Annotated in this window: 12 protein-coding genes; 10 read left to right on the top strand and 2 right to left on the bottom strand. The window is 54.4% G+C overall.

Annotation, left to right across the window (positions count from 1 at the left end):
- The first annotated feature begins 12 nt into the window (after positions 1–12).
- The 10 genes from rfbA (at position 13) to ACWV14_RS28195 (ending at position 13836) form a co-directional block, all read left to right on the top strand.
- Positions 13–909 carry a glucose-1-phosphate thymidylyltransferase RfbA gene (gene rfbA / locus ACWV14_RS28240; RefSeq protein ID WP_454904904.1) on the top strand — a complete coding sequence of 299 codons (897 nt, stop codon included), beginning with the start codon at positions 13–15 and terminating at the stop codon, positions 907–909.
- Positions 906–1454, top strand: coding sequence for a dTDP-4-dehydrorhamnose 3,5-epimerase (gene rfbC, locus ACWV14_RS28235; RefSeq protein WP_454904902.1), 549 nt, complete (start codon positions 906–908; stop codon positions 1452–1454). Before rfbA ends, rfbC begins: the two co-directional genes overlap by 4 nt.
- A gap of 147 nt (positions 1455–1601) precedes the next feature.
- Entirely contained in the window at positions 1602–2528 is a 927-nt protein-coding gene (locus ACWV14_RS28230; protein ID WP_454904900.1) for a UDP-glucuronic acid decarboxylase family protein, read from the top strand.
- Positions 2525–3490, top strand: coding sequence for a glycosyltransferase (locus ACWV14_RS28225; protein ID WP_454904898.1), 966 nt, complete (start codon positions 2525–2527; stop codon positions 3488–3490). Before ACWV14_RS28230 ends, ACWV14_RS28225 begins: the two co-directional genes overlap by 4 nt.
- Positions 3487–3873 (top strand): GtrA family protein, encoded by a 387-nt coding sequence (locus ACWV14_RS28220; protein WP_454904896.1) that lies wholly within the window; start codon positions 3487–3489, stop codon positions 3871–3873. The genes ACWV14_RS28225 and ACWV14_RS28220 overlap by 4 nt, the downstream gene beginning before the upstream one ends.
- Positions 3870–4472, top strand: coding sequence for a hypothetical protein (locus tag ACWV14_RS28215; RefSeq protein ID WP_454904894.1), 603 nt, complete (start codon positions 3870–3872; stop codon positions 4470–4472). The genes ACWV14_RS28220 and ACWV14_RS28215 overlap by 4 nt, the downstream gene beginning before the upstream one ends.
- Before the next feature lie 7 nt (positions 4473–4479).
- Positions 4480–6534, top strand: coding sequence for a hypothetical protein (locus tag ACWV14_RS28210; protein WP_454904893.1), 2055 nt, complete (start codon positions 4480–4482; stop codon positions 6532–6534).
- Positions 6535–6560: 26 nt separating this feature from the next.
- Entirely contained in the window at positions 6561–7727 is a 1167-nt protein-coding gene (locus ACWV14_RS28205) for a nucleotide sugar dehydrogenase (protein ID WP_455342723.1), read from the top strand.
- Positions 7728–7789: 62 nt separating this feature from the next.
- Positions 7790–9235 (top strand): hypothetical protein, encoded by a 1446-nt coding sequence (locus ACWV14_RS28200; protein ID WP_454904889.1) that lies wholly within the window; start codon positions 7790–7792, stop codon positions 9233–9235.
- Between the two features lie 23 nt (positions 9236–9258).
- The gene (locus ACWV14_RS28195; protein ID WP_454904887.1) at positions 9259–13836 is read left to right on the top strand and encodes an FkbM family methyltransferase; all 4578 of its coding nucleotides are present in this window, start codon (positions 9259–9261) and stop codon (positions 13834–13836) included.
- 58 nt (positions 13837–13894) lie between these two features.
- Here the strand turns inward: ACWV14_RS28195 and ACWV14_RS28190 are convergent, their stop codons facing one another.
- Together ACWV14_RS28190 and gmd are read right to left on the bottom strand one after the other, a co-directional pair.
- Positions 13895–14746 carry a GDP-mannose 4,6-dehydratase gene (locus tag ACWV14_RS28190; RefSeq protein ID WP_454904885.1) on the bottom strand — a complete coding sequence of 284 codons (852 nt, stop codon included), beginning with the start codon at positions 14744–14746 and terminating at the stop codon, positions 13895–13897.
- Positions 14743–15780, bottom strand: coding sequence for a GDP-mannose 4,6-dehydratase (gene gmd, locus ACWV14_RS28185; RefSeq protein WP_454904883.1), 1038 nt, complete (start codon positions 15778–15780; stop codon positions 14743–14745). Before gmd ends, ACWV14_RS28190 begins: the two co-directional genes overlap by 4 nt.
- Positions 15781–15827 lie beyond the last annotated feature (47 nt).

Here is a 15827-nt window from a genome sequence, read left to right as displayed (position 1 = left end):
CCAAAGAAAAGAATGACCACGACAATTCAACGCAAAGGCATCATCCTGGCCGGCGGCTCGGGCACTCGCCTGCATCCGGCCACGCTGGCAATGAGCAAGCAACTATTGCCGGTGTACGACAAGCCGATGATCTACTACCCGCTCAGCACGCTGATGCTCGGCGGCATGCGCGACATTTTGATCATCAGCACGCCGCAGGACACGCCGCGCTTCCAGCAACTGTTGGGTGATGGCAGCCAGTGGGGCATCAATCTGCAATACGCAGTGCAGCCGAGTCCGGATGGGCTGGCGCAAGCCTTCATCATTGGCGAAAAATTCGTTGGCAACTCGTCAAGTGCTCTAGTTTTGGGTGACAACATCTTCTACGGCCATGACTTGGCCCATCTGCTCGAAGGAGCAGACGCAAAGGACGCCGGCGCCACGGTGTTTGCCTACCACGTGCACGATCCGGAGCGCTATGGCGTGGTCGCATTCGATGTCCAGGGCAAGGCAAGCAGCATCGAGGAGAAGCCGGTCAAGCCCAAGAGCAGTTATGCGGTGACCGGGCTCTACTTCTACGATAACCAAGTGGTCGACATTGCCAAGTCGGTGAAGCCGAGTGCGCGTGGCGAGTTGGAGATCACTGCGGTGAACCAGGCCTACCTCGACCTGGGCCAACTCAATGTGCAGATCATGCAGCGCGGCTATGCGTGGCTGGATACCGGCACGCATGAGAGCCTGCTCGAAGCTGGCCAGTTCATTGCAACCCTGGAGCATCGCCAAGGCTTGAAGATTGCGTGCCCGGAAGAGATTGCGTGGCGCAACGGGTTCATCGACAACGCGCAACTCGAGAGGCTCGCCGCGCCGCTGGAGAAAAGCGGATATGGCAAGTACCTCAAGCGTTTGCTGAGCGACGAGGTGCGGTCATGAAGGCAACGCCCACCGCGATTCCAGAAGTGCTCGTGATCGAACCCCGGGTGTTCGGCGATGCGCGCGGTTTCTTTTTCGAGAGCTTCAATCAGAAGGCATTCGACGAGGCCGTCGGCCAGCATGTCGATTTCGTGCAGGACAACCATTCGCGCTCGACCAAGGGCGTACTGCGGGGGCTCCACTATCAGATCGAGCAGGCGCAGGGCAAGCTCGTGCGGGTGGTCAACGGCGCTGTGTTCGATGTGGCGGTGGATATTCGCCGCTCTTCCAGGACTTTCGGGCAATGGGTCGGTGTCGAACTGACCGGCGCCAATCACAAGCAACTGTGGGTGCCCGCGGGTTTCGCCCATGGTTTTCTGGTGTTGAGCGAGACGGCTGACTTCCTCTACAAGACCACTGACTACTATGCGCAGGCACACGAACGGTGCATCCGCTGGGATGACGCGTCCATCGGCATCGCATGGCCGCATGTAGGCGCTGAGCCGACGCTCTCGCCAAAAGATGCGATGGGAGCGGAATTCGGTGCGGCCGAGGTGTATTCGTGAGGCTGTGCCGCCAGCTTTCAACGCTTGCCTGAGTGCTGCCGCGGTGAGTGACGGTGCGGGTATCGTGACCCGCAGACTAAAATTTCGCCTTTAAGTTTTCATTTATAGATCGGGGGCCTCGTGCGCGTTTCAAACAGAAAAAGAGTGATGGTGACCGGAGGCGCCGGCTTTTTGGGGTCCCATCTCTGCGAGCGGTTGCTCAATGATGGGTGCGACGTGCTGTGCGTGGAGAACTTTTACAGCGGTACCCGCGATAACGTCGTTCATCTCATGGACAACCCGCATTTCGAGCTGATGCGCCACGACGTGACCTTTCCCCTGTATGTCGAGGTCGACGAAATCTACAACCTGGCATGCCCAGCGTCGCCCATCCACTACCAGCGCGATCCGGTACAGACGACCAAGACCAGCGTTCATGGGGCAATCAACATGCTCGGCTTGGCGAAGCGTACGGGCGCCAAGATCCTTCAGGCTTCCACCAGCGAGGTCTACGGTGACCCTGAAGTACATCCCCAGCGTGAAGACTACTGGGGCCATGTGAACCCCATCGGGATCAGGTCCTGCTACGACGAAGGCAAGCGTTGCGCGGAAACCCTGTTCTTCGACTACCACAGGCAGCACCAGCTGGAGATCAAGGTCGTCCGGATCTTCAACACCTATGGCCCTCGCATGCATCCGAACGATGGCCGGGTAGTCAGCAACTTCATCGTGCAAGCACTGCGCGGCGAAGACATCACCATCTACGGGGATGGCTCCCAGACGCGCAGCTTCTGCTATGTAGATGATCTGATCGAGGGTTTCGTTCGCATGATGGCCACCTCGAGCGAGATCACGGGGCCCTTCAACATGGGCAATCCGATCGAATTCACCATCAGAGAGCTTGCGGAAGCAGTGCTCAAGACTGTGGGCGGAAAGTCCAAGCTGATCTTCAAGCCTCTTCCGCAGGACGATCCGAAGCAGCGCCAACCCAACATCGGGCTGGCACGCGAGAAATTGAACTGGGAACCGAAGGTGAAGCTCCAGGAAGGACTCGAGCGGACGGTCGCGTATTTCCGCGGATTCCTGGCTCTATGAGCATCGGCGAGCGCTCCCTCATCATCGTCACACCGGTCTACGAAGACACGGAGGCCAGCAACCGGCTGTTTTCCGAGCTCGCATCGCAATTCGGCAGCGACGTTTTCGTCGTTGCAGTGGACGACGGCTCCGTAAAGCAGCCGATGCAGATCGGCAATCTCGAACGGGCCCCCATCGATGGCGTGATCCTGAAGCTGCGCCGAAACGTCGGGCACCAGCGCGCCATCGCGATTGGCCTGGGCTATGTTGCCGAGCACGTCCAGCAGGGCCAACGCGTTGTGGTGATGGACTCGGACGGAGAGGATCTGCCCTCCACGATTCCTGACCTGCTGAAGAGCCTCGAGTCGGAAGACGTGGACGTGGTGGTGGCGCATCGCAAAAGTCGGGTCGAGACGTTGCGGTTCAAGGCTTTCTATGCCATCTACAAGCGTTTCTTCAGCCTGATGACCGGCCGTGCCATCAGTTTCGGAAACTTCATGGCTCTCAAGCCGCATGCCGTAAAGCGCCTGGTCGTGATGCAGGAGTTGTCGATCCACGTGGCGGGCGCGGTTCTCGCCTCGAAGCTTCGAACAGGGCGGTGCTCGCTGAACCGGGGCCCCCGGTACGCGGGGCAGTCGAAGATGAACTTCGTTGGCTTGGTGCTGCACGGGTTCAAAGGCTTGATGGTGTTTGCCGAAGACGTGCTGGTGCGTGTCGGCATCCTGTGCGCGATGATCGCGAGCTTGTCCGTCGCTGCCGCCTGCGTTGCGGTCATTCTCAAGCTGTTGGGTTTTTCGACGCCCGGCTGGTTTTCTGTCGCCCTTGGGATCCTGGTGCTTGTCTTCCTGCAGACCGGCACACTGACGCTGATGACGCTGATGCTTACTGGCGTGGTTCGTGGAGGGACGGTCACAACGTTCATCGCCTATCACGACTTCGTCGAGGAGGCGATCGAGACGTCTCAGTCTCCGCCGGCCACATGAAGCGCGACGTGCTCCAGGTTGTTCGCTATGGCATCAATGGCCTTGCCGCAACGGCAGTTCACTATGGCGTCCTGACCTTCAACCTTAAGGTCCTGCATTTTTCCTCCGCGGGTGCTGCCAATATGGTTGCAGCGGTGTTCGGCATTGCCACGTCCTTCCTGGGGAGCAGATATTTTGTTTTTTCCCGGACCGGTCATTCGCTCCTCTACGAAGCCTTGAAGTTCAGCGGTTTGTACGGCGCAATCGCACTTCTTCACGGTGCAGTTCTTTTCATGTGGTCCGATATCTACTCAGGTGATTTCCGGATTGGGTTCTTTCTGGCTACGGCCCTTCAGATTACGTTGAGCTTCTGGGGGAACAAGTTCTTGGTGTTTAAGAAATGAAGCTGACTCGTGCAATTATTGCGTCGGTAATTTTCACGGCGATCCTGCTTGGAATTTATTATTTCCATGTTAATTTTTTCAAGGTTAACGTGGTCTTTTATGCCGCCATCGGTGATGGAGTGGTTGCCGCTCTTCTGACAGGTGCAATTCTCCAGTTCTTTTCCTATTTCCGGGTGTTTGGAGGATTCGAGAAGCTGCAGCTCATCGTGATATGGCTTCTGCTTGGGTATTCGTTTGCCATTTCCGTTCCGACTGTGATCGATCGTTCGCTGTCGTTCTATATTCTCGAAAAACTCCAGCAACGGGGTGGCGGCATCAAGCAGGAGAACTTCGAGCAAGTCTTCACGCAGGAGTATGTCAAGGAGCATCATCTGGTCGATGTGCGGCTGACGGAGCAGCTCCAGTCAGGAACCATTGTCATCAATGATGGCTGCGTGACACTGACCGAGAAGGGGCAGCTGATTGCCAGCTTCGGAAGATTCTTCAGAACGCACTGGCTGCCGAAGCAGCGGCTGCTTATGGGGAAATACAGCGACGCATTGACCGACCCATTCAGAAATAGCGTGGCCAATGTGAACTACACCTGCCAGCTTCGCTAGGCGGCTGATGCAACCGAAATCGATGGCAGCGCAAGGGCTGCCTTTCGTTTTTTTTGGCGCGGCTTTTTTCTTCGGCCCATTGTCGCAGCTCGACTTTCTGGCGATGATGCCAGGTAATTTGGGCGACGCGAGGTTGAATAACTATTTCCTGGAGCACATTTATCTTTTCTTTTTTGAAGGATCAAATTCGCTCTGGCATCTGCCGTTTTTTTCTCCATTTCCCTATGTGCTGGGGTTCTCGGACAACCTGTTCGGCGCCGCCCCGGTATACGCCATGGCCCGGTGGATCGTCGGTGATGCCGATACCGCTTTTCAGATATGGTTTTTATTTGCGTACCTGGCAAATTTCATTGCTGCCAGGTATGCCCTGAAACGGCTAGATGCTGGTGATGTCGGAGCAACGCTTGGTTCGTTGATTTTCACCTTCGCATTGCCTGTTACAGCACATGCCGGGCATGCTCAGTTGCATTACAGGTTTGGCTTGCCTCTTGCCGCGGCCTTCTTTGCCAGCTTCTTGACGCAAAAAGACTGGCGCTTTTTCCTAGTGGCATGTATCTGGCTGATATGGCAGTTTTACTGTGGAATCTATATCGGATTCTTCACGGCCTTGCTGCTTGTTGCGCAGCTTGCTGTTTATCTTTTGCTCGCAGTAGGTGGATCAAAAAAAGGCCTTGCTATGGTCTGGGCCGATTTTTCCGATGGATGGAAGAGGCTGGAGAAAAAAGAAAAAATCTTATTTTTGATTTTTCTCTTTTCTCTGGCTTTCTTATTAGCCTTGCTGTTTTTCCCCTACCTGCGGGTTTCCCGGCTATATGGTGCAAAACGCACTTGGCAGGAAATTGAAACCATGCTGCCTCGTCCACAAAGCTATTTTCTGGCTGATGCCTCGGCGTGGTGGTCGAATTTGAGCAGAGGTCTTGGCTCGGATATCCCGATGAGGCATGAACATCAAATGTTTCTTGGAATACTGCCGCTACTGTTGGCTGCGCTGGGGTTCATTTTTGGCATACAGGCAGGCCGTGGGGAAAAGGATTTCTTTCCACTGCTTGCGGGCAGCCTCGCTGTCGTGGTCGTATTGACGATCTATGTAAGCGGGTACAGCATATGGTATTTTTTCTATCGTTTCCCCGGTGCGTCGGCAATCCGCGCGATGAGTCGAATCGATTTGGCGATCCTTTTCCCGGTCGCGTATCTCTCGGCTCTTGCAGTTGACGAGCTGAGTGTTTCGAGAAAAAGAAGATTAGCGGTCGGCGCTCTATTATTTTCGCTGCTCGTGCTTGAGTCTTCGTCCACGAAAATGGATGTGAGCTTCAAGTCGGAATGGCGGCTGCGCCTCGTGCAGGCGGACGCTCGCATTCAGCAACCATTGCAAAGCGATTCAATCATCTTCATGGCACAGGAAACGAGCACTTTCTTTGTCGATGAGCTGGATGCGATGTGGGTGGCCTTGCATCGCAGGGTGAAAACGCTCAATGGATACACAGGTGGCTTGCCTCCGGGCTTTGCGGTCGAATATGGGCGCGATTGCTCGGAACTGCCCAGGCGAGTGCTTTCATATCTGATTTTCAAGCGTGATTCGGAAAATATCCGGCTGTACCAAAATTTGATGTCGCGAGTGGTGCCCATAGGGTTTTTGGGATGCGAAAAGAATTGGGTGATAACACCACCTCGTGTCACGTCCGCTGCAAGACCCTATAGCAGAGAGGAAATCGGCAGCCTTCACTATGAAGTAAAGAAAAAATACGAAAGCGGAAACAAGGCGCACATCGAAATTCGAATTGTGAATAACGGAGAAACGAATTTTTCCGCGCTCTCCTCCGTCGGTTGGCCGCTTAGGCTCTCATGGAGATTCTTGGACCGAGAGGGCGAGCATGTTGCCGGTTTCGAGGCGAGAAAAGATCTGCGCACCGATATTCCTCCGAAGGGCGAGATATCAATGCAGATACCCGTTGAGCATCCAGTGGAAGTCTTGAAGAGCATTTTGGAGCTCGCCCTGGTGCAGGAAGGGGAGTTCTGGGCGCATGATGTTGGTGTACCGGTAGCCAGGCCTTCCTGGAATTAGGGCGCGAAATTTATGAGGAAATTCAGATGAAAATTGCTGTTGCTGGCACAGGCTATGTTGGCCTTTCGAATGGTGTATTGCTGTCGCAGCATCACGAAGTCGTTGCGCTGGATGTGATTCGCGAGAAGGTGGAAATGCTTAATCGCAAGGAATCGCCCATTGATGACGCTGAGTTGACGCGTTATTTAAAAAGCAAAAATCTCAACTTTCGGGCTACGCTCGATCCATGGGAGGCCTACGCAAATGCAGCATATGTCATCATTGCCACGCCGACAGATTACGATCCACTGACGAATTATTTCAATACAGAATCGATTGAAACCGTCATTCGCGACGTCATGCGCATCAACCCGGATGCAATCATGGTGATCAAATCCACAATCCCGGTTGGATATACGGAAAAGCTTCGTGAAAAGCTTCAGACAGGGAATTTGATTTTTTCCCCCGAGTTTTTACGCGAAGGCCACGCGCTTCATGACAATCTTTATCCGTCGCGAGTCGTGGTTGGCGAACGCTCTGCACGCGCTGAAGTTTTTGCAAATCTCCTGCGCGAAGGTGCCATCAAGAAGGATGCACCGGTTCTCTTTGCCAACTCCACGGAAGCCGAAGCAATCAAGCTGTTTGCAAACACCTATCTGGCAATGCGAGTTTCATACTTCAATGAGCTCGATACTTATGCAGCGACCCATGGATTGGATAGCCGGCAGATCATCGAGGGAGTAGGTCTCGACCCTCGGACTGGATCGCACTACAACAATCCTTCGTTCGGCTATGGGGGCTACTGCCTGCCGAAGGATACAAAACAGCTCCTTGCCAACTACCGTGACGTTCCACAAAACCTGATTCGCGCAATTGTCGATTCCAATACCACGCGTAAGGACTTTATTGCTGAAGAGGTTCTTCGCCGCCAGCCCAAAGTGGTGGGCGTCTACCGGTTGATCATGAAGAGCGGATCCGACAATTTCCGCACATCATCGATTCAGGGCGTGATGAAGCGCATCAAAGCTAAAGGTGTGGAGGTCATCATCTATGAACCCAGTCTTCATGAGACCGAATTTTTTCACTCTCGCGTTGTCGCCGATCTGAATGAATTCAAAAGTAAATCCGACGTGATCATCAGCAATCGGATGTCCGCGGCATTGTCGGATGTGAAAGAAAAGATCTATACGCGAGATCTTTTTGGTGAAAATTGACTGGGTGCTTGAGAAAACAGAGCCTGTATGGCCTGATGGAATAATTGTGGAACGGCGGATAAATGAAATTTAGGCAGTCTGATAGCGCGGGCAATTTGATTTGGTCGAAATACCACCTTGCGGCATTGAGCTTGACCATCCTGGGATTCGCTGCGTCATGCATCGCCTTCTTTCCGGGCTTCATGTCCTCCGACTCGTTTTCCCAGTACGCGAGTTCTCAGTCGTTGTCATATATCGACTGGCACCCGCCGGTGATGGCATGGGTGTGGTCTATTCTAAATTTTATATTTCCTGGGCCGGAAGGGCTTCTTTATCTTCATCTTCTTGCGTTATGGACAGGGCTCTATCTCTGGTTTTTTCGGTACAGGGATGCAAAGCTTGGCATTGCAATTATTCTGATTGGAATTCTTCCCTGGGTGGCAAATTTTTCAGGAGTATTGTGGAAAGACGTGGGGCTCGCATTTGCCTTGCTGCTGTTTTCCGTGATCGCGAATTCCCCGATGACGTTCGGGAGATTCATGGTCTCCTTGCTTTTGCTCTTTTATGCCATCAATGTCAGGCATAACGCGATTTTTGCCGCATTCCCGCTCGTTTTATATGCTTTTTATCACTGGCGCCCCGGACTTCGAAAAATCTGGATATTGGCGCTGACGTTTGTAGTGCTGGGTGCAATGCTTGTTCTCGGGAATTTTCTCAATTACAGCGTTCTTCATGCAAAGAAGATGAATCCTTCCAACTACATGATGCTGGATGATCTCTCTTATCTTTCCTTGATTGAGAAAAGAAGCCTTATTCCGGGGATTCCGATCGAGGATATACGCGACTGCGCAACACAGGAGGTTGGGCAAACGAGGTTGATAGCCAGGGATTTTTGCTTTTCGAAAAAGCAGAGTTACCATGATCACAGTCCTTTTCGGACGACGCTTGCAAGTGAATGGAAGGGGGCAATTATGAATCACCCTGGAGAGTATATTCGCTTCAAACTCGCGGCTTTTGCATATTTCATGAGGTCGAGCGATTCCTCCTCTTTCTATATCTGGCAAGAGGGCATTGATCCCAATGGGATGGGATTAATTCAGAATAAAAATGCCCTGACTGTTGCGCTGGAGCACTATGTAAAAAATACCTCGGAATTTTTTCCTTTCTTATTCAAGCCGTATTGGTGGCTATGGTTCAGCTTCGCACTCTCTATCCTGAGCTTGGCGATCAAGAGAAGCCGCTCCACCAGTGCGGCCCAGATGCTGCTGGCTTCGTCGATTTTCTATATTCTTGGGTACTTGCCTGCCGGCCCTACTGCTGATTTCCGCTATGTTTACTGGAGTGTGATTGCGACGTCGCTGGCGGCGATTTTGATCGCCATTGGTGGATTCCGATTGCCTGAGAGAAAAAAGCCAGGAGTGTATGTGGCTCTATTTATGGGTTTCACGATTGTTACTGTCCTTTTGTTCAATTTGCAGAATATCTTCAAGATCGACATGGACAAGGCTGTTCTGCAGTCGATTTCTTGATCGTTAAATAAAAAGGATTGAAAATGGAGAGCACGAGTGTTGATGCTATGAGAGCGATCAAGCCTGAGGAGAGCCTGGCAGCGCGGCTGGAGCGAGTCATGAATGAGGGACACGAAAATGACGGCAACGATGCTGCCCTCGCATCAGAAGTTTCGAGCCGTCTGATCGCATTGGATCCGGAACTCTTGGGTCTATTTCAGGAGAATTTGAAGCTCGCGGAGTTTGCAATTCGCTATTTGAGTGCGGGCGATCGGCGCGAGGCTGTACTTTCGCTTATAGGTAATCTTCAGATTCCACCAGAAAACAGATCACTCCTGCAGACGGCTGTTGATGTCGGCCTCCAAGGCGATTCAGAGAAGATGCACCAGTGGATTTTGGAGGATGACATTGTTCGGCAACGGCTCGAAGTAATTCGCGATGTCGTTCTGCCGTATATCGAAACGCATTGCCCGGAAAGAAAGGCTTTTCACGCACTCAAGGTCTACGAGGGGCAGTCCCTTATCTCCGGCCAATCGCTTGTCAGCGCGCGTGCAATTTACGAGTTGATCGCGAAGTTCAAATCAAAAATAGAGAGCAATTCATTCGAGTTCGAAAAGCTTCCCGAGCCAAAACAAAGCGCGGTAGTCCGGGTTGCTTTTACCGAGGATTTGTTTCGGACGATGCTGCGGCTGGCATGGGCTTCGCAGGAGTATCTGTTCGAACTTCACGAAAGATACGAGCCTGAGGAGTTCATCGCGGCGCTGGAGCGGTTAAAAAATATTGTTCCAGTCTGCCTCATACCGACACACTTGGGCTATCCCATGGGGGGGGGTGAAAGCTTTATCCATCAGACTTGCCGGGTACTCAATGAGTTTGCAGTCAAATGCGTATGGATGAGTTTCGTGGAGCCGGGAGTCGGCTGGTACAAGAAGGATTATTTCGTTACTACGCCCTACTATATAGATATTAGAAGATCTGGCGAATGCACTGAAGAAGCAATTCTCACAGCGGTCGAGAAATTTCGTCCAGAGATTATTCATGCGCACGGCGGAACGGCGGACCTGAGCATAAAGATCGCGAAGGAAAATCGACTCACGGCGATGATTGGCTATCATTTTTGGGATGGCCTGATCGAACTGGGATCCACTAAAAACAGCCATATCCTGGAAAACATAGACCAGCACCGCCTGAGCGAGTCGTCAGCTCAGGGGTCGCCATTGATCTATAAATACGTAGCCTCGGAGTTCATGCTGGAGGTTTACCGGAAGCTTGCCGGCACCGAGCCTCTCAACGTCGTTCATCCCATCTCCGATGGCGCCCAATATGCGGTCGAACGCGAGGGCGACGGCACCTTCGTGCTGCAGATAAATACGTGCGTACTCAAGGGCGGAAAGATTTTCCTGGATTGCGTAAAAAATCTTGGAAATGAAATTCCCTTCATGGGAATTCAAAGTGAGCCGGACAGTCCGGAGTTCAATGCGAACCTGTCGGAGGAAATGGCTCGTCACCCGCGGTCGCAATTGAGATCCTACGGAAATGTCCGAGATTTCTATCGTTCGGCACGAATGGTGCTCGTTCCAACTCTCGTGGACGAGACTTTCTGTCGTGTTGCGTTCGAAGCGGCGATGAACGGTATTCCTGTAATTTCTACTGCAAATGGATTTTTGCGGCAGATGTTGGGTGAGACCGGGGTTTTTCTCTCGGAAGATTCCTCGGATTGGATTGCGAAAATCGAAGAGCTTTATTTCGATATTGAGCGCCTTCGCGAAATCGGGGAGAAGCAGCGAGCTCGGTTGATTGAGATCTTCGGAGGGGATTCTGGGCGTTTTGTCGGCGCGGCCATGCATCTGATCGATAACTCATCGACCCGAAATATCGGCATGTTCACCGTTTGGGGCGATCAGGGAATCGGAAATCTCTCGCACACCCATGCAAAGGTACTCAGGAAGATCGGGTACAAAGTTCATATATTCTCGGCGCAACCGTATGCCGCAATAGGCCGAGCTCTCCTCAGGCAGGCAAATCCGGAGGATTGGGATGCCCCGGCCAATGCCGATTCGGTTCACTATTCCTTGAATCATCGGGAAGCAGTAACCGTTCATGAATTGACGCAATTCATTCTGATCAACAAGATCCACACGCTCATAGTGCCGGAGGTTTGTTGGCAGCCTAATTGGGATCGACTTTTCGCGCTGAAAGTCAAGGGCCTGGAGATCTGCAGCATTCCGATGATCGAAATCGTCATCCGGGATGAAATTCCAAATCACAACCGCCTGACTTCGACGCTGTACTGCACTCGCTTGGCGCAGGACGCTCTTAATGCCGCGGGCATCACCAATGGTGCATTCCTGGGATATGGATTTGGGACATCTCTGAGCAAACAGAGGATCGATGAAAAGCGGCGCCGCCTGCAGGAGCGCGGGAAGATTCGCTATCTGCACGTCGCTGGCCACAATCCTCAAACCCGCAAAAATACACCGCAGGTCATCGAGGCATTTTCACAGGCCTTGAAGATCCGGGATGATATCGAGTTGACCGTGACCTCGATGGATCCGCTTGGGTCGTACTACCCGTATGAAATTCCCGATGGCATTCATATCGTCGACAAAAGCCTGTCACGCACCGAAATTCACCAGCTATACGAAGAGCATGACGCGAGCATCCAAGTCTCTTCGCATGAGGGACTGGGGCTGGGGTTCTATGAGTCGATCTGCCACAGTACGCCGATTCTTTCCTTGGATGCAACGCCTCACAACGAGATAGTTCTCGAAGGGAGGACGGGCTGGTTGATTCCCGCGTCGCCGACTCCCATTCCAGACAACAGCGAAGCGATCGTCGAGGCATGGCGTTTCGAGACTTCCGATCTGACGTCTAGGATCGTGCTGTTGGAGCGGGACGATATTGATCGTGCGATCGTGACCACGGGGCAGACTTTCAAATCTCAATTCGACGAATTTGCGCTGCTCAGCCGTTTCATCGAGACACTTCCCCGGCCGGCCGCGCCTAGGACCCTTGCCGCATTCATCGGGCAAGGCCAAGCTGGTGAGGCTGCCCATGGAGCGGGGGAATCCTCTCAACCCGCGGATCCTGCGGCCGTGATGCCGGCCCCGGCTTTGGCAGGTTGGAAGCCCCGCGCGAAGAGGATCTTGCGGCGCGCTGCTCGAAACGTCTATCAGCTTGCCAAGCCGGTCACCCGGATCCTGGCAAGAAAGCTGCGCCAGTTGATGGTCGAGGCGTCTGCCGACATTCGTAGCGAGGTTCAAGCGCTTCGGGAAGATCTTCACTCGGGACGCCGCGAGAGCCGGCCGCGGGCGGATGATTCGCGGGCCGTGGCCACGCCGTTGCGAGCAGTCGCCGGTACGGATGACCCCACCCGACTGCAGATCCTTGCCCTGACTAGATCGGTTTCGCTGCTGTCTCGGCAAGTCGAAGGCCAGTTGATTGCGCAGGACGCCCGGAAAGCCACGGTTGGCCGGCTCGCACGGGATACCGAATTCGTTAAGCGACGATTGGCCAGCTACGCTGGAGACGGCGTCGTGCTGACCTACCTGAGGGACGAGTCGCCGATTTTCGTCAACACAGGGGATCTGGGCTGCCCGTCCCCCATCGTGAATGGCGGCGTCTGGGAGCCTGAAAATCTGAGCGTGCTGTACAGCTTTTTGACGCCCACGACCGTATTCCTCGATGTGGGGGCCAACATCGGCTACTTCTCGATTGCAATCGGCAATCGCCTGAAACGCGGTGGCCGGGTGTTCTCTTTCGAGCCGCATTCGAAGCTGACAAACCTTATCGAGCGCAGCGTCCAACTCAATGGTCTCGAAGCAGTGGTTCGTGTGCTCCAGTGCGCGGTTTCCGATGAGGAGGGCATGCTGGATCTCTTCTATCCGGACGACCATCTCGGAAAAGGCTCCACGGCGCGAAATGCAAACGAGCAGGGCAAGACCTTGCGAGTCCCGGCGCATCGTGTAGACAACCTCGTCGACAAGAGCCTGACAGTCGATCTGATCAAGATCGACGTGGAAGGCCATGAATTGCCAGTGTTGCGAGGCATGGTCGATATCTTCGCGAGATCACCCAGGATCAAGGTGCTGTTCGAAAAACTGGAATCCGGGACGAGCGATACCGAGAGCATTGGCGAGTTCTTCCGGGAACGGGGACTTTCCCTCTACGGGGTGGGTCCCCATGCGGTGCTGGTGCTGTTAAGCGCGGAAGGCTATACCTCTTGGATCGGCGACGTGCTCGCCGCGCCCGCCGGCGATATCGACAGGCTTGCGCGAACGAGTTTCTCGGTGTTCCCCGGCAGCCTTTTCGGCGAAGGCGAGCCAATAGGGCAAGCGGTGACGCGCTATGCCGCCAAGGAAGCTGGGATTCTGTTCTTCGGGCCGGACTGGTTCCTGCAGAAGGGGACTTGGCGTGTCCAGTTGCATGGCGAGCTTCGAGGCGATGTCCGTCTGATGCTCCTCGAGGAGCACGAGACTCGAATTGCAGAGTTCTTGCTGTCAGGTACCGATCGCCAAGGCACATTCACCGTGGAGCACGACATCACCCGATTCGAATTGCGTGCCTATTCGGACGCGGGCACCGTCGTCGACCTGCAGAGGCTGGAGTTCTACAGGGCTTGATCGAGGCCGTCGCAATGGATTCCTGCTTTCCAGTGCGGCGGTCTCGCCTGGCAAGGGCTCACAGCATTCTTGCCAATGTTTCCTGCAGGGTTGGCGGGGTGATTTTCATGCCGCAGCCGCGCATCAGCTCATTGAGCTTGCCGGGGTTGCCGCAGAGGCGGTGTACTTCATTCTTCCGGACGAATGCCGGGTCGATCTCTACATTCATTCGGTGATTCGTGAGCTTCTCGAAGCACCCAATCACTTCTCTCAACGTATGAGGTTGCCCTGAACACACGTTGTAGGCTTCGCCGGGGGTTCCGAACTCGATAAGACAGAGATATGCATCGCACACCATTTGGACGTCGTTGAACTCACGCTCCACATCCAGATTGCCGAGAGAGATGCGCGGCGCCCTGTCGGCGAAATGCCTGGCGAGTTTGGGAATGACGAAATTGATGTCCTGGCCGCGACCGGTGTAGTTGAAGGGCCGTGTGATCACCAGGTTCAGGCGCTCGCCGAAGGTTCGGCCCATGTGCTCCATCGCCAACTTGCTCATGGCGTAGTGATTCACCGGCGCAGGAGGCTGGGTTTCAGCCAGTGGAGACTGCTCGCTGTTGCCATAGATGTTTGCACTGCTGGCCAGCAGCACGCGGTGGGGAGGCAAGGGCAACCGCACGAGCGACTCAAGCAGGTTGGTCGTGCCGACCACGTTCACCGCGTAGAGGGCGCTGCTGTCGGCATGCCCCACGAAGCTGATGGCGGCCAGATGCACCACGGCTTCGGGCTCGACCGCCACCACTTCGCGCTCCAGTGCTTCCCGGTTCATGAGGTCCGCCTGCATCGGGACCACCGTATGCCCGGCCGCGGTGGCGCGCTCGGCGAAGTAGCGACCGGTGAATCCCTCGGCGCCGGTCAGGAAGATCTTCAAAACGAAAAGCCCTTCTCGTTCCGGGCGAGGTCGGCGTCGACCATCATCTGGCACAGCTGTTCCAGCGTGGTCTGAGGCTCCCAACCCAGCTTCTGCTTTGCCTTCGCGGGATTACCGATCAGCAGGTCGACTTCGGCCGGGCGATAGAACTTCGGGTTCACGCGCATGACGGTCTTGCCAGTTGCCGTGTCCACTGCCGATTCATTCTCCGCACGTCCCTTGAATTCGACGGCAATCCCTGCACCCTTGAAGGCCATGCTCACGAAATCGCGAACAGTCTCCGTACGGTTGGTCGCAAGCACGAAGGTGTCGGGCTCGTCGGCTTGAAGCATGCGCCACATGCCCTCGACGTACTCCTTCGCGAAGCCCCAGTCGCGCTTGGCGTCGAGATTGCCAAGTTCAAGGACATCGAGCTTGCCGAGCTTGATCTTGGCCACGCAGTCGGTGATCTTGCGTGTCACGAACTCGCGTCCGCGCAGCGGGCTTTCATGGTTGAAGAGGATGCCGCTGCTGCCGAAAATGTTGTAGCTCTCGCGATAGTTGATCGTCATCCAGTGCGCATAGAGTTTCGCAACGCCATAGGGACTGCGCGGGTAGAATGGCGTCTCCTCGATTTGCGGTACGGCCTGGACCTTGCCGAACATTTCAGAGGTCGAGGCCTGGTAGAAGCGGATCTTCGGATTGACCAAGCGAATCGCCTCCAGCAGGTTCAATGCGCCAATGCCGGTGATTTGCGCAGTGGCAGTGGGCTGGTTGAAACTGACGCCGACGAAACTCTGCGCGGCCAGGTTGTAGATCTCGTCGGGCTCCGTTTCCCGGATGAGAGTCAGTGAGCTTCCCAGGTCCGTCAAGTCGTATTCGATCAGATGAAGATCGGGATGCTGATCTATGCCGAGTTCTTCGATCCGCCAGAAATTCACCGAACTCGTGCGGCGATAGGTGCCGTAGACCTTGTATCCCTTCTGGAGCAGCAGTTCGCTCAAGTAGGCGCCATCCTGTCCAGTGATCCCGGTAACCAGTGCTGTTTTTTTCATGATTGAATTCATTTGAAGAAGTGGGGTAAGTGGAAGAGCTCGAAGGG

It is taken from the genome of Variovorax durovernensis (assembly GCF_977011995.1).
This window is presented reverse-complemented; position numbering and strand designations above follow the sequence as displayed.

Coding starts and splice junctions, on each gene's coding strand:
- ACWV14_RS28230 (WP_454904900.1), top strand. CDS start 1,602: ATGGTGACCGGAGGCGCCGGCTTTTTGGGGTCCCATCTCTGCGAGCGG.
- ACWV14_RS28200 (WP_454904889.1), top strand. CDS start 7,790: ATGAAATTTAGGCAGTCTGATAGCGCGGGCAATTTGATTTGGTCGAAA.
- rfbA (WP_454904904.1), top strand. CDS start 13: ATGACCACGACAATTCAACGCAAAGGCATCATCCTGGCCGGCGGCTCG.
- ACWV14_RS28205 (WP_455342723.1), top strand. CDS start 6,561: ATGAAAATTGCTGTTGCTGGCACAGGCTATGTTGGCCTTTCGAATGGT.
- gmd (WP_454904883.1), bottom strand. CDS start 15,780: ATGAAAAAAACAGCACTGGTTACCGGGATCACTGGACAGGATGGCGCC.
- ACWV14_RS28220 (WP_454904896.1), top strand. CDS start 3,487: ATGAAGCGCGACGTGCTCCAGGTTGTTCGCTATGGCATCAATGGCCTT.
- ACWV14_RS28225 (WP_454904898.1), top strand. CDS start 2,525: ATGAGCATCGGCGAGCGCTCCCTCATCATCGTCACACCGGTCTACGAA.
- ACWV14_RS28215 (WP_454904894.1), top strand. CDS start 3,870: ATGAAGCTGACTCGTGCAATTATTGCGTCGGTAATTTTCACGGCGATC.
- ACWV14_RS28195 (WP_454904887.1), top strand. CDS start 9,259: ATGGAGAGCACGAGTGTTGATGCTATGAGAGCGATCAAGCCTGAGGAG.
- ACWV14_RS28210 (WP_454904893.1), top strand. CDS start 4,480: ATGCAACCGAAATCGATGGCAGCGCAAGGGCTGCCTTTCGTTTTTTTT.
- rfbC (WP_454904902.1), top strand. CDS start 906: ATGAAGGCAACGCCCACCGCGATTCCAGAAGTGCTCGTGATCGAACCC.